Raw genomic sequence first — 12,992 nt, 5'->3', positions numbered from 1 at the left:
GGGAGGAGTGTTCCTCCCGCCTTAACAACTTAAGCCTGTTTAGCGGCTTCTGCTGCTTTAACGATGACTGCGAAGGCGTCTGCTTTCAGAGAAGCACCACCAACCAGCGCACCGTCGATGTCCGGCTGAGCAAACAGTTCTGCCGCGTTAGCTGCGTTTACAGAACCGCCGTACTGGATGATAACTTGTTCAGCGATTTTCGCGTCCGCTTTAGCAATGTGGTCACGAATAAATTTGTGAACAGCCTGAGCCTGAGCAGGAGTTGCAGACTTACCGGTACCGATAGCCCATACTGGTTCGTAAGCGATAACGACGCCTTCGAATGCTGCTGCGCCCTGAGTTTTCAGAACCGCGTCGATCTGACGTGCGCAAACTTCTTCAGTTTTGCCTGCTTCGTTTTCTGCTTCGGTTTCACCGATGCACAGAACCGGAGTCAGACCTTGCTCTTTCAGCACAGCGAATTTTTTAGCGATCAGCTCGTCAGATTCTTTGTGGTAAGTACGACGCTCAGAGTGACCGATAATGATGTACTGCGCGCCGATATCTTTCAGCATTTCAGCACTTGTTTCACCGGTGAATGCGCCAGACAGGTTCAGATCAACGTTCTGCGCGCCCAGAATGATGTGGCTACCGGCAGCGGCGTGTTTCGCCAGGTCGATATACATTTCCGGCGGAGCAATTGCTACTGCACAGCCAGCAACGCCAGCCAGTTCTTTACGCAGATTAGCAACCAGTTCGTTTACCATGTGGCGGCTGCCGTTCAGTTTCCAGTTACCCATCACTAAAGGATGTCGCATTTCATTTCTCCACGCTTGTCAGCGAATTAAGGAATATGGCCGCCCCTCAGGGCAGCATGGTCTGTGAAACAGTATAGAGATTCATCCCCCGAAAGGCTTTGCTTTTTGTCATTTCCCCGTCATTCTCCACGTTGCAGGTGCGTTGGCTGTACTCTCTCACCCCAGTCACTTACTGATGTAAGCTCCTGGGGATTCGTTGCGTCGCCGCCTTCCTGAAACGTGAATAATTTAGGGGGAATTCGACCCTTCGAGGTTTTCAGATAGAGCCAGCTTAATCGGTTCAACAGCGAAGGTCAGCCCCTTTTCACCGTTATCTGCCACGACATAGCGAATTGCGCCTTCTGTTTCGGCGTAATAGTGCTTACCTTTGCCTGCAGCGAGCAGTTTTTGCAGCTTTTTCTGGCTCTGTTCCTTCGTCAGTAGTGGTGCGACAGTGCGGATGACGGCGGTCATGTATTCCAGCGCTTTCGCTTTAGCTGCCTTTTGCTCTGGTCCTTGAATTGGTAACCAGGTTATCTGCATGCTTTTGATTTTCAGGGTGCCGCGCTCAAGGGCGGAAGACGCATACAGGTTTTCATTGATTTTACTGGCCGCGCGGGTGAGATTTGCCCGATCGCGACTGCTGTCGATAGCGCGGAACTCATTCAGGATCAGCTTCGGATTCTGTGTATTAAAGTTTTCGCGAAACTGGCTAATCGACAGGTCAAAGGTCGGCGCGCCCGCCAGTAAATAGGGGGCTGTGGTTGCCGTCGATGGCTCTTTCGCCAGTGCCGCAGTGCTCGCGGCTAAGGCTGAAAACAATAATAAAAACAGTGTAAATCCGTGCTTCATCAATCGTACCTTTCATTCTCACTGCTCACGATTAAAACGGTAACCGTCGAGCTTGTCAAAAGGGTAAACTGTTCTGGAAGGTAATAATAAAGGAACTTACATGACCATACAGCAGTGGTTATTCTCATTTAAAGGGCGCATCGGGCGCCGTGATTTCTGGATTTGGATTGGCCTATGGATCGTCGGCATGCTGGTTCTGTTTTCGCTGGCGAGCAAACAATTACTCGATATTCAGACCGCGGCTTTTTGTCTGGTGTGTCTGCTATGGCCAACGGCGGCAGTGACGGTAAAACGTCTGCATGACCGGGGGCGTTCCGGAGCGTGGGCGCTGTTGATGATTCTGGCGTGGATGCTGCTGGCCGGAAATTGGGCGATGTTACCCGGCGTCTGGCAATGGGCGGTAGGCCGCTTTGTTCCAACGTTGATTCTGGTCGGTATGCTTATCGATCTGGGTGCGTTCATTGGCACCCAGGACGCAAATAAATATGGTAAGGATACGCAGGACGTAAAGTACAGAGCTGGCTCGTAGGCCGGATAAGCGCAAGCGCCATCCGGCAAAATGCCCGGGTGTTTACCGGGCAGTAAAACGTTCTTACCAGTAGTGCTCTGCAGTCATATGGCCCGGTCGGCGGCGCAGGTGTTTGGTCATCTGCCGGGTCTCTTTCAGCAACTGCTGCGTGTCGCGTACCATCTGCGGGTTCCCACACAGCATCACATGGCAGGTTTCTTTATCCAATGGCAGCCCGACTGCTTTTTCCAGCTCACCGCTTTCAATCAGCGCCGGTACACGCCCGGTCAGCGAATCTGCCACGGTTTCACGGCTGACAACCGTCTGGATACGTAATTTACCTTCGTAGCGCTTTTCCAGCGCCTGCATCAACGGTAGATAGCTCAAATCGGCGGCATAACGCGCGGCGTGGACCAGCACCAGGTTTTTGAAGCGATCCAGGTCCTTGCCTAACTGCAGAATCGACAAATATGGGCCGATAGCCGTGCCGGTTGCCAGCATCCACAGCGTGTCGCAATCGGGGACTTCATCCAGCACGAAGAAACCAGCCGCTTCACTCACCACCTGGACTTCATCGCCAGGCTTCAGTGCTGCCAGACGAGGGCTGAGTTTGCCGTCGGGAACCGTCACCAGATAAAACTCTAAATCGGAGTTATCAGGGGCATTGACGTAAGAATAGGCACGCTGGACGCGTTCGCCGTCGATCTCAAGGCCAAGCTTGGTGAATTGACCTGCAGTGAAAGGAAGAACCGGAGCTCGCACGGTCAAACTAAACAGGGCATCGGTCCAGTTCTGTACCTTCGTGACTTTGCCTGTTACCCAATCTGCCATGGTTTTCTCCTGTCTGCTTTGATTGCCTTATCTTCGTTCGTTGGACGAAAGATTTCCAGCCCATATGGGCTGGAAGGCTCTATTGATCAAATCAATTACAGGATGTGCGCCTGCACATCGGGATCTTTACGATCGAGGTAGTGAATCGACTGAATGCGGCGGATCGTACGTGATTTGCCGCGGATCAGCAGCGTTTCGGTGGTCGCGATATTACCTTTACGGCTAATCCCTTCCAGCAAATCGCCTTTGGTGATGCCGGTGGCGGAGAAAATGACGTTGTCGCTACGCGCCATTTCATCGAGGCGCAGCACTTTGCCCGCTTCAATGCCCATGGCGGCGCAACGAGCCAGTTCTTGTTCGCCAATGCGACGGTTCTCTTCGCTGTCGCCTTTGACGTCATGACGTGCCAGCAAACGGCCTTGCATGTCGCCGTCCAGCGCGCGGATGACGGCGGCAGAAACCACGCCTTCAGGTGCGCCGCCAATGCCGTACAGCACGTCAACTTCACTGTCTGGCATGCAGGTCAGAATGGAGGCTGCAACGTCACCGTCTGGAATAGCAAAGACGCGCACGCCCAGTTTTTGCATTTCGGCGATCGTTTCATTATGGCGTGGCTTGGCCAGAATGGTGACGGTCAGTTCACTCAGTGGCTTATTGAGTGCAGCGGCAACGTTATGCAGGTTGGCTTCCAGCGACAGGTTCAGGTCGATAGACCCTTTTGCGCCTGGGCCGACAATCAGCTTCTCCATGTACATGTCTGGTGCGTTCAGGAAGCAACCTTTATCGCCAACAGCCAGTACGGCCAGCGCGTTTGCCTGACCCATTGCCGTCATGCGTGTGCCTTCGATAGGATCGACGGCGATGTCGACCGCATCACCAAGACCGGTCCCGACTTTCTCACCGATAAACAGCATCGGCGCTTCATCGATCTCGCCCTCGCCAATCACGATGGTGCCGTCAATGTTGACCTGGTTGAGCATAATACGCATGGCGTTTACCGCCGCGCCGTCAGCGGTATTTTTGTCGCCGCGGCCCAGCCATTTATAGCCAGCCAGCGCGGCCGCTTCGGTCACGCGTGAAAATTCAATGGCAAGTTCTCGTCTCATTGCAAACTCGTAGCTAAAAGGAATGGCGCGAAGTGTAGCACAGGGGAGGGGGCGAGATTATTGATGTGTGTGCGGGGTTGCCCCCGCACGAAGATATTGCCGGATAAGGCACAGTTGCCATCCGGCTATGACGTATTACTCGTCGTGATCTTCCCACGCCATGGCGCGTTTGACCGCTTTTTTCCAGCCGCTGTAACGGAAGTTACGTTCGGTGGTTTCGATGCCTGGGCGGAATTCACGCTCGATGACTGCTTTTTCCTGCAGCTCATCCAGATTCTGCCAGAAGCCTACTGCCAGACCTGCCAGGTATGCCGCACCCAATGCGGTGACTTCGCGGACTTCCGGGCGCTCAACGCGCGTGCCGAGAATGTCGGACTGGAACTGCATCAGGAAGTTGTTGGCGACCGCACCGCCATCAACACGCAGGGCGTGCAGGCGAATACCGGAGTCAGCCTGCATCGCTTCCAGAACATCACGAGTCTGGTAAGCGATAGACTCAAGCGTGGCGCGGATGATGTGGTTGGAGTTTACCCCACGGGTCAGACCAAAGATGGCGCCGCGAGCATACGGGTCCCAGTACGGTGCGCCCAGGCCAGTAAATGCCGGAACGACGTACACACCGTTGGTATCTTTCACTTTGGTGGCGAAATATTCGGAGTCGAATGCATCGCTGATGAGTTTCATTTCATCACGCAGCCACTGGATGGAGGCGCCAGCCATAAATACCGCACCTTCCAGCGCGTAGTTCACTTCCCCGGTTGGTCCGCAGGCGATGGTGGTTAGCAGTCCGTTTTCGGACTTAACGGCTTTCTCGCCGGTGTTCATCAGCATGAAGCAGCCGGTACCGTAAGTATTTTTCGCCATCCCCTCCTTCACGCACAGCTGGCCAAACAGCGCCGCCTGCTGATCACCGGCGATACCGGAGATAGGAATACGAATACCGCCTTTACCACCGATGTTGGTCTGGCCGTACACTTCAGAAGAGCGACGCACTTCAGGCAGCATTGCACGCGGAATATCCAGCGCATCCAGCATCGTGTCATCCCAGTCCAGGGAGTGGATGTTGAACAGCATGGTACGCGAGGCGTTGGTGTAATCTGTGACGTGTACGCGCCCCTGCGTCATTTTCCAGATAAGCCAGGTGTCTACGGTACCAAACAGCAGTTCGCCGCGACGAGCGCGCTCACGCGAGCCTTCTACGTGGTCGAGGATCCACTTCACCTTGGTACCGGAGAAGTACGGGTCAATAACCAGACCGGTGTTGTTACGGATGTACTCTTCCATGCCGTCACGTTTGAGCTTTTCGCAGATATCCGCAGTACGACGGCACTGCCACACAATGGCGTTATAGATTGGTTTACCGGTTTCGCGTTCCCAGACGATGGTGGTTTCACGCTGGTTGGTAATACCGATCGCTGCAATTTCATCGGAACTGATATCGGCTTTCGCCAGAACTTCTACCAGCGTGGAGCTTTGGGTCGCCCAAATTTCCATTGGGTCATGTTCTACCCAACCGGCTTTCGGGTAGATTTGTTCGAATTCGCGCTGTGAAACGGCAACGATATTCGCATCGTGGTCCATTACGACCGCGCGGGAGCTGGTGGTGCCCTGGTCGAGCGCAACGATATATTTTTTTTCAGTCATAATTTTTTGTCCCGTAGTCACATTACTGCGAAGCTTTTTGTTGAGTGTTGGCCGCAACGTCTTTTTCTTCAATCGCGCAGACATCGCACGGTAAATGACGACCAATCAGTTTGCGATATGCCCATGCGCCCAAAATCGCGCCGGTAATCGGGCCAAACACCGGAACCAGGAAGTAAGGGATATCGCGACCACCCGTGAAGGCAATCTCACCCCATCCGGCCATCCAGGCGAAGAGTTTCGGTCCGAAGTCACGTGCCGGGTTCATCGCAAAACCTGTCAGCGGACCCATGGAAGCACCAATAACGGCAATCAACAAGCCGATCAGCAGTGGTGCCAGCGGACCACGAGGTACACCGTTACCATCGTCGGTCAGAGCCAGAATCAGCCCCATTAGAATAGCGGTAATGACCATTTCAACCGCGAAGGCCTGCACAAAATTGATATGCGGGTTCGGATAGGTGGAGAAAGTACCTGCCAGACCCAGGCTCTCGGTACTGCCGCGTACGATATGGTTAGTTTGTTCGAAATCGAGGAAAAGATTGTAATAAAGCCCGTAAACCAGTGCCGCTGCGCAAAAGGCGCCGGCAATTTGCGAAATAATAAAAGGAACAACTTTGCGTTTATCAAAACAGGCGAACAGCCAGAGTGCGATGGTTACCGCGGGATTCAGGTGTGCACCAGAAACGCCTGCGGTCAGATAGATAGCCATCGCTACCCCCAGACCCCAGATGATACTGATTTCCCACTGACCAAAAGTAGCCCCAGCCACTTTAAGTGCAGCGACACAGCCCACACCGAAGAAAATCAACAACCCGGTACCGAGGAATTCAGCAATGCACTGGCCTTTTAAGGTTGATGTTTGACTCATAATCGGATCCTGAAGAGAGTTTAATGTTTATTGTGTGCGAGAAGGTCACTGACATCCCCGGAGCCGGTAGGCACACTGTTAATTTATCGTTAACGCTCAAAAACGAGAAATATCGAAATTAAAATGTGTGTACTGCATCAACAAAATGAGCGTTTTCGCGCCATTGTGAGGTATTTGTTATACAAAAATAGTGTGAGCTGAATCATTTCACTGATCAATCTGTTAACACTTAAGAGTTATGACAGTAATGTCACCAGGAGAAAGACTAAAAGTGTTGCAAACCGCAATCTGCGCGGGATGCCGCTGGACAGGGATGACGCGGCTTCATACAATCGGTGTTAAGTAGAGTGCGCTCGTTTTTATTAAGGCGTCGCCGGTTATCGGGACGAGGATTTTTATCCATCAACGCCTTGCAATTCAGGAGAGGTATGACGATGTCATTAGAAGTGTTTGAGAAACTGGAAGCAAAAGTACAGCAGGCGATTGATACCATCACGCTGTTGCAGATGGAAATCGAAGAGCTGAAAGAAAAGAACAACTCACTGTCGCAGGAAGTTCAGACTGCACAGCAGCAGCGTGAAGAGCTGGAGCGTGAGAACAACAGCCTGAAAGAACAGCAGAGCGGCTGGCAGGATCGACTGCATGCCCTGCTGGGTCGTATGGAAGAAGTCTAATTCTGATTTCTTGAAAAAGGCATCCATAATGGATGCCTTTTTGCTATGTAGAGATTAGGATATCGTATTTTTTAAATATCAAAGAATACGATATGACAAAAAGAAACGATATTATTGATGATTCGGATCGACTTATCACCAGAGATATTAGATATGGTCTTATCTATACAGATAATTTAGGATGGATTGATTTAGGCCATGCTAATCCGGCAGGGGCTGAAAAATTATGGTTTGAAATGACAAGGCCTCGTGGTGGTGATAGTGAGTTTTATGAAGTGAATTATCATCAAAGTATGTCCAAAAACATTCATGGCATAAATATCAATACTGGTATATATCGTAGATTTATGGTGCGCCGAGGATTGCAGGAGCGAACCTTACAAGGTATTGCTTTATCAATATTCTTAGGTACGTCACATCGCTTTGAGTCCTTACAGGACTTTTGGCCTTATGTTTATTTAACGGATAGTGGTTATAGTGCTGAAGATTTGGTCTCAAATCTATTTGGTTTTTACCAAGCGGTAAATTATGCAGATTACACCTCTTACCTTCAGATATGCTCGAAAGAAAAGGCTTATCGAATCTGGGACTTCTATGGCCCAGTTGGTGAGTTTAAGAATAAAAGTGTTATTCCGTTACTGTTTCCTGACCCTATCAATAAAGATAAGAGACATGAACCCTATTCGGGTGAATTACCTTTATTTATGGATGTAATAAGACCTATTGCTAATCCTGATTATGTTCGGGAACTCCACATATGAAATCCAGGAGATCAGGTTTTATTATTGTGTTTATGCTTTTTATTGCGCTATTTTATTGTCATTTTATGGTGAGCATCTATACAGAAAAAATCTACACTCAGCAGAATTTATTATTTTATCATCTGCTAACACCGAAACCTCTTAAACAGGCTCCAAGGATATCTAACGACTGGTTTTTTGTAAGCTATGCAGATGATGGTAGTCATCTTCAACGCAGTGAGATAATTTTTACCGGGATACAAAAGAGTGGCATTCAGATAGCTGAGGATAAATTAAATGCTTATATCGAAACTTATCCTGTCAGTCGTGAGACGATGAGTATCGTTGTCGAAGAAAAATATAAAAAGTATGATATTAAAGTCATTCATTACGAATCAAATGAATGAAAAAAAGGCCATCAAAATTGCTGATGGCCTTTTTCGCTTACTCGATATCGAGTGGGTCTTCGGAGAGGATTATCCCGGTGTTGTCGGCGTACAGGTGGTCGCCGGAGAAGAACGTCACGCCGCCAAAGTTGACGCGCACATCGCTTTCCCCGATACCTTCTCCTGAAGCACCTACCGGAATAGCGGCAATCGCCTGAATGCCGATGTCCAGCTCTCCCAGATCGTCTACCTGGCGGACTGAGCCGTAGATGACCAGACCTTCCCATTCATTCTGTACGGCCAGCCGTGCCAGTTCGGCATCGACCAGCGCACGACGGACAGAACCGCCGCCATCGACCAGCAGAATGCGACCACGGCCGTTTTGTTCGAGCAGATCGTACAGCAACCCGTTGTCCTCGAAACATTTTACCGTGATGATTTGCCCGCCAAACGACGACCGTCCTCCAAAGTTAGAGAACAGCGGTTCCACGACGTTGACATCTTCCTGATAGATGTCACAAAGCTCGGATGTATCGTATTTCATAGGCTTAACGTTCAGTTGCTGCGAGAATTTTTAGTATATCGCGCTATGTGTACTGTTGGCAAAATCATCAATTGTTAATTGATATTTGTCAGTTAAAGAGACCACTGACTTAAGAAAATTCCAACGACAAACAGCAGGTTAGTTAACAATGCCGCTTTTACGGTGCGTTCCAGCATCGGACGCATTGCTGCTGGGTCCATCTCGCGCATAACATAGCGAGCCTGTTTGATCAGCAGCGGAGCGGCGAGGATAAACAGCCATCCCCACAGGCTTTGCAGTGAGAACAGGTTGAACAATGCCAGACAGACCAGCGTGCCCATCAGCAGACAGGCGTGGTAGCGGCGGGCATTGACAGCGCCTAAACGTACGACCAGCGTGTTCTTGCCATTCTCTCTGTCGCTGTTGATATCGCGCAGGTTGTTGACGTTGAGCACGGCGGTTGCCAGCAGGCCGCAGGCGGTAGCAGGCAGAATCAGCGCTGGAATCAGCGTATGCGCCTGCAGATACCAGCTTCCCATCACACTGAGCCAGCCGAAAAATACCAGCACAGAAATATCGCCCAGGCCGATATATCCGTAAGGGCGATTACCCACGGTGTAGGTGATCGCGGCGATAATCGACAGACCGCCGAGCACCAGGAAACCGACAAAATCCGCCAGCGTGTGACAGGCTACAGCTACCAAGGCCAGCCCGGACAGACAGATCAGCACCACGGTGACGATCAGCGCGCGCTTCATCTGCTGTTGGGTGATAACCCCTTTTTGCATACCGCGCAGCGGTCCAATGCGGTCGGGCTTGTCGCTGCCTTTGACGGCATCGCCATAGTCGTTAGCGAGATTGGACAGAATTTGCAGCAGTCCCGCCGTAATCAATGCCAGCAGAGCAACCAGCGGATCGAAGTATCCTTGCCACCATGCTAATGCCGTACCGACGATGATCGCCGCGAAGGCGAGCGGTAAGGTCTTAGGTCGTAAACTTTCCAGCCAGGCTTGTGAGCGGCTAATTTGTTGTTGTTCAGTCATATTTAGCGCCAATAAAAATGGGGCTTTATCAGCCCCATCAACAGTGATGAAAATGCATTGAACGCGATTATAGGATAAAACGGCTCAGATCTTCATCTGCGACCAGCGCATCCAGATGTTTGCTCACATATTCGGCATCAATTGTGATGCTTTGGCCGTTCAAATCGCTCGCATCATAGGAAATATCTTCCATCAGACGTTCCAGAACGGTATGCAGACGACGTGCACCGATGTTTTCGGTGGTTTCGTTAACCTGCCAGGCCGCTTCGGCAATGCGTTTAATACCGGATTCAGTGAAGTTGATGTCCACACCTTCAGTCGCCATCAGCGCTTTGTACTGGACGGTGATGGAGGCATTCGGTTCGGTAAGGATACGCTCAAAATCGCTGGTGGTCAGCGCCTGCAGCTCGACACGAATCGGCAGACGACCCTGCAGTTCTGGGATCAGGTCGGACGGTTTGGCTACCTGGAATGCACCAGAAGCGATAAACAGAATGTGATCTGTTTTCACCATGCCGTGCTTGGTGGAGACAGTGCAGCCTTCAACCAGCGGCAGCAGGTCGCGCTGTACGCCTTCACGGGACACGTCCGGGCCGGAAGATTCGCCGCGCTTACAGATCTTGTCGATTTCGTCGATAAACACGATCCCGTGCTGCTCAACGGCGTCGATAGCTTCTTGTTTCAGCTCTTCCGGGTTCACCAGTTTGGCCGCTTCTTCTTCAATCAGCAGCTTCATCGCGTCTTTGATTTTCAGCTTACGCGGTTTTTGTTTCTGACCGCCGAGGTTCTGGAACATGGACTGCAGCTGGCTGGTCATCTCTTCCATTCCCGGAGGCGCCATAATTTCAACGCCCATCGGTGCGGCCGCGAGATCGATTTCGATCTCTTTATCATCCAGCTGGCCTTCACGCAGTTTTTTACGGAATGCCTGACGTGCTGCAGAAGGTTCCTGCGGCTGCTCTGACTGTCCCCAGTTATTTTTAGCCGGTGGGATCAGCACGTCGAGAATGCGCTCTTCCGCCATCTCTTCGGCACGGAAGCGGTTTTTCTCGATTGCCTGCACGCGGACCATTTTAATGGCAGCATCGGTCAGATCGCGGATGATGGAATCAACTTCTTTACCAACATAGCCGACTTCGGTGAATTTTGTTGCTTCGACTTTGATGAACGGCGCGTTGGCCAGTTTTGCCAGACGACGGGCAATTTCGGTTTTACCGACGCCGGTCGGGCCAATCATCAGAATGTTTTTCGGCGTGACTTCATGGCGCAACTCTTCGTTGAGCTGCATACGACGCCAGCGGTTACGCAGGGCGATCGCCACGGAACGCTTCGCGTTATCCTGGCCGATGATGTGTTTGTTCAGTTCGCTGACAATTTCGCGTGGGGTCATTTCAGACATGGGGGATCCTTACGCTTTGGAGTTCAATTCTTCGATGGTATGGAAGTGGTTGGTATAAATGCAGATATCCCCTGCAATATCCAACGCTTTCTCAGCAATCTCGCGTGCGCCAAGCTCGGTGTTTTCAAGCAGAGCGCGTGCAGCAGCCTGGGCGTAGGGACCGCCGGAGCCGATAGCAATCAGATCGTTTTCTGGCTGGATGACATCGCCGTTACCGGTGATGATGAGCGATGCAGTTTCATCTGCGACGGCCAGCAGCGCTTCGAGTTTGCGCAGCATACGGTCGGTACGCCAGTCTTTTGCCAGTTCAACGGCAGCTTTCACCAGGTGACCCTGGTGCATTTCCAGCTTGCGTTCAAACAGTTCAAACAGCGTGAATGCATCCGCAGTACCGCCCGCAAAGCCCGCGATGACTTTATCGTTGTACAGACGGCGGACTTTCTTCACGTTGCCTTTCATTACGGTGTTACCCAGTGTGGCCTGACCATCACCGGCGATTACCACATGGCCGTTACGGCGTACGCTTACTATTGTTGTCACGAGCAGACCCCTTGGTTACAAATGCAATGTACAGGCCCCGCACAGTGTACGGGGCGTAATGCAAGTATAGATGGGGGAGATTTTGGGGGTTTCAACCCCCAGTGGAGAGTCGAATGCAGTTTGTGTGACCAGCAACCTTCAGGCGGCTGATGGTGTTGTCGGCATTCTCTTTGCCTTTGACCGGACCAATGACCACACGATTCCAGCCGTTATTGGTGGTTATACGGGAGTTAAAGCCTTCAAAGGCCAGCTGTGCACGCACAGTTTCTGCCTGCTCAGCGCCTTTAAATGATCCGCACTGAACCATCCAGCGGCGTTCATCTTTTTTCTCAGCCGTCTGTTTTGGCGGCTGCGTTTCATTGGTTATTGGCGCGGCCGGCTGCGGTTTTGGCTGAGCAGCGGTGGTATGCGCTGGCGTTTGCAGCAGATCCTGATACGGCTGTTGCGCCGCCGGTTTTGGCTGCGCTTTCGGCTGCTGTACCGGCGCGGCTTGTGCTGTACGCGTTTGCTGCTGCTGATACGGCTGTTCTGTTGCCCGTGGACGCGGCTGCTGAGCCTGCTGCTGGGCATTGTTCCACTGCTGCTGTTGCACCTGACGCTGACGCTGCAGTGTTTGCTGGCGCTGTTCAGCCGTTTGCTCGTTCCACGGTACTTCGTTGAGCTGTGTCGGCTGTTGACGCATATCAGCCTGCATTTGCGCCAATAGCTGACGCTGCTCATTGGTTAGCTGATCGGCATTCAGCACCTCGCCGCCCGCAGACGGTTCGGTAGGCGCACGTACGCCAGGCTGACGGCTCTCCAGCTCTTTGATGTATCGCCAGCGCTCTTCCGGTTTTGGCGGAATGCCATTACCGGTGACTTTCTGGTTTTGCAGCGTTTCGGACTCTTCTTTCTTGTGATGCGTAATGAAGTACAGACCACCGATAAAGGTCACGAGTACGGCTGCAGCAATAGCAACCATTGCGGGCGATACCGCAGGCGTATTGCGTTGTTTTTTCCGTGATGTGCTCTTCTTGCGCCGCGAAGGTGCCGGTTGGCCGCGACGTACATAATCTCGTTGTGCCACTATCGTTTCGCTGTATTTATTCGTTCGTCAGCCCGC

At 51.7% G+C, this 12,992-nt stretch carries 15 protein-coding genes; 4 read left to right on the top strand and 11 right to left on the bottom strand.

Translation table 11 applies throughout. From position 1 onward, the window contains the following. Nucleotides 1–29: 29 nt before the first annotated feature. Together tpiA and OGY71_RS00765 are read right to left on the bottom strand one after the other, a co-directional pair. Nucleotides 30–797: a triose-phosphate isomerase gene (tpiA, locus tag OGY71_RS00770; RefSeq protein WP_003028783.1), complete on the bottom strand. Its 768-nt coding sequence runs from the start codon at nt 795–797 to the stop codon at nt 30–32. A gap of 228 nt (nt 798–1,025) precedes the next feature. Further along, nucleotides 1,026–1,628 (bottom strand): YiiQ family protein, encoded by a 603-nt coding sequence (locus tag OGY71_RS00765; RefSeq protein WP_149335648.1) that lies wholly within the window; start codon nt 1,626–1,628, stop codon nt 1,026–1,028. A gap of 100 nt (nt 1,629–1,728) precedes the next feature. On the opposite strand from OGY71_RS00765, the gene OGY71_RS00760 reads away from it, so the two are divergent. Then, entirely contained in the window at nt 1,729–2,157 is a 429-nt protein-coding gene (locus OGY71_RS00760; protein ID WP_003825201.1) for a DUF805 domain-containing protein, read from the top strand. A 63-nt stretch (nt 2,158–2,220) separates the two neighbouring features. Here OGY71_RS00760 and fpr read toward each other — a convergent pair whose 3' ends face one another. The 4 genes from fpr to OGY71_RS00740 form a co-directional block, all read right to left on the bottom strand. Then, nucleotides 2,221–2,967 carry a ferredoxin--NADP(+) reductase gene (fpr, locus tag OGY71_RS00755; RefSeq protein WP_063941742.1) on the bottom strand — a complete coding sequence of 249 codons (747 nt, stop codon included), beginning with the start codon at nt 2,965–2,967 and terminating at the stop codon, nt 2,221–2,223. Between the two features lie 95 nt (nt 2,968–3,062). Beyond that, nucleotides 3,063–4,073: a class II fructose-bisphosphatase gene (gene glpX, locus OGY71_RS00750; protein WP_063941743.1), complete on the bottom strand. Its 1,011-nt coding sequence runs from the start codon at nt 4,071–4,073 to the stop codon at nt 3,063–3,065. Between the two features lie 135 nt (nt 4,074–4,208). Beyond that, nucleotides 4,209–5,717 carry a glycerol kinase GlpK gene (gene glpK, locus OGY71_RS00745; protein WP_003028792.1) on the bottom strand — a complete coding sequence of 503 codons (1,509 nt, stop codon included), beginning with the start codon at nt 5,715–5,717 and terminating at the stop codon, nt 4,209–4,211. Between the two features lie 22 nt (nt 5,718–5,739). Beyond that, nucleotides 5,740–6,585, bottom strand: a complete 846-nt coding sequence (locus tag OGY71_RS00740) for an MIP/aquaporin family protein (RefSeq protein WP_003825195.1) — start codon at nt 6,583–6,585, stop codon at nt 5,740–5,742. Between the two features lie 428 nt (nt 6,586–7,013). On the opposite strand from OGY71_RS00740, the gene zapB reads away from it, so the two are divergent. From zapB to OGY71_RS00725, 3 genes are all read left to right on the top strand, one after another. Continuing rightward, nucleotides 7,014–7,259, top strand: a complete 246-nt coding sequence (gene zapB / locus OGY71_RS00735) for a septal ring assembly protein ZapB (protein WP_095533156.1) — start codon at nt 7,014–7,016, stop codon at nt 7,257–7,259. A gap of 92 nt (nt 7,260–7,351) precedes the next feature. Further along, a complete protein-coding gene (locus OGY71_RS00730) occupies nt 7,352–8,020 on the top strand; it encodes a hypothetical protein (RefSeq protein WP_032934070.1) in 669 nt (222 codons plus the stop codon). After that, the gene (locus OGY71_RS00725) at nt 8,017–8,406 is read left to right on the top strand and encodes a hypothetical protein (protein WP_003825190.1); all 390 of its coding nucleotides are present in this window, start codon (nt 8,017–8,019) and stop codon (nt 8,404–8,406) included. Before OGY71_RS00730 ends, OGY71_RS00725 begins: the two co-directional genes overlap by 4 nt. 37 nt (nt 8,407–8,443) lie before the next feature. On the opposite strand, the gene rraA is transcribed toward OGY71_RS00725, so the two are convergent. The 5 genes from rraA to ftsN all read right to left on the bottom strand — a co-directional run bounded on the left by rraA (nt 8,444) and on the right by ftsN (nt 12,956). Further along, nucleotides 8,444–8,929, bottom strand: a complete 486-nt coding sequence (gene rraA, locus OGY71_RS00720; protein ID WP_003825188.1) for a ribonuclease E activity regulator RraA — start codon at nt 8,927–8,929, stop codon at nt 8,444–8,446. 92 nt (nt 8,930–9,021) lie between these two features. Further along, the gene (gene menA / locus OGY71_RS00715) at nt 9,022–9,951 is read right to left on the bottom strand and encodes a 1,4-dihydroxy-2-naphthoate polyprenyltransferase (RefSeq protein ID WP_003825185.1); all 930 of its coding nucleotides are present in this window, start codon (nt 9,949–9,951) and stop codon (nt 9,022–9,024) included. A gap of 67 nt (nt 9,952–10,018) precedes the next feature. Then, on the bottom strand, nt 10,019–11,350 hold the full coding sequence (hslU, locus tag OGY71_RS00710; protein WP_003028803.1) for an ATP-dependent protease ATPase subunit HslU: 1,332 nt from the start codon (nt 11,348–11,350) through the stop codon (nt 10,019–10,021). 9 nt (nt 11,351–11,359) lie between these two features. After that, nucleotides 11,360–11,890, bottom strand: coding sequence for an ATP-dependent protease subunit HslV (hslV, locus tag OGY71_RS00705; RefSeq protein ID WP_003028805.1), 531 nt, complete (start codon nt 11,888–11,890; stop codon nt 11,360–11,362). A 91-nt stretch (nt 11,891–11,981) separates the two neighbouring features. Continuing rightward, nucleotides 11,982–12,956: a cell division protein FtsN gene (gene ftsN / locus OGY71_RS00700; RefSeq protein ID WP_072025521.1), complete on the bottom strand. Its 975-nt coding sequence runs from the start codon at nt 12,954–12,956 to the stop codon at nt 11,982–11,984. Between the last annotated feature and the right edge of the window lie 36 nt (nt 12,957–12,992).

The sequence above is a fragment of the Citrobacter sp. Cpo109 genome (genome assembly GCF_030332565.1).
In the GTDB taxonomy this organism is placed as follows: Bacteria; Pseudomonadota; Gammaproteobacteria; order Enterobacterales; family Enterobacteriaceae; genus Citrobacter; species Citrobacter portucalensis.
Note: the sequence above shows the minus strand (reverse complement) of the source record. Positions and strands in the feature narration are given on the sequence as shown.

What these genes read in the sequence shown, in the direction of transcription:
- tpiA (WP_003028783.1), bottom strand. Translation starts at nt 797, where the DNA reads ATGCGACATCCTTTAGTGATGGGTAACTGGAAACTGAACGGCAGCCGC.
- menA (WP_003825185.1), bottom strand. Translation starts at nt 9,951, where the DNA reads ATGACTGAACAACAACAAATTAGCCGCTCACAAGCCTGGCTGGAAAGT.
- OGY71_RS00765 (WP_149335648.1), bottom strand. Translation starts at nt 1,628, where the DNA reads ATGAAGCACGGATTTACACTGTTTTTATTATTGTTTTCAGCCTTAGCC.
- rraA (WP_003825188.1), bottom strand. Translation starts at nt 8,929, where the DNA reads ATGAAATACGATACATCCGAGCTTTGTGACATCTATCAGGAAGATGTC.
- OGY71_RS00760 (WP_003825201.1), top strand. Translation starts at nt 1,729, where the DNA reads ATGACCATACAGCAGTGGTTATTCTCATTTAAAGGGCGCATCGGGCGC.
- glpK (WP_003028792.1), bottom strand. Translation starts at nt 5,717, where the DNA reads ATGACTGAAAAAAAATATATCGTTGCGCTCGACCAGGGCACCACCAGC.
- zapB (WP_095533156.1), top strand. Translation starts at nt 7,014, where the DNA reads ATGACGATGTCATTAGAAGTGTTTGAGAAACTGGAAGCAAAAGTACAG.
- glpX (WP_063941743.1), bottom strand. Translation starts at nt 4,073, where the DNA reads ATGAGACGAGAACTTGCCATTGAATTTTCACGCGTGACCGAAGCGGCC.
- fpr (WP_063941742.1), bottom strand. Translation starts at nt 2,967, where the DNA reads ATGGCAGATTGGGTAACAGGCAAAGTCACGAAGGTACAGAACTGGACC.
- OGY71_RS00730 (WP_032934070.1), top strand. Translation starts at nt 7,352, where the DNA reads ATGACAAAAAGAAACGATATTATTGATGATTCGGATCGACTTATCACC.
- hslU (WP_003028803.1), bottom strand. Translation starts at nt 11,350, where the DNA reads ATGTCTGAAATGACCCCACGCGAAATTGTCAGCGAACTGAACAAACAC.
- OGY71_RS00740 (WP_003825195.1), bottom strand. Translation starts at nt 6,585, where the DNA reads ATGAGTCAAACATCAACCTTAAAAGGCCAGTGCATTGCTGAATTCCTC.
- OGY71_RS00725 (WP_003825190.1), top strand. Translation starts at nt 8,017, where the DNA reads ATGAAATCCAGGAGATCAGGTTTTATTATTGTGTTTATGCTTTTTATT.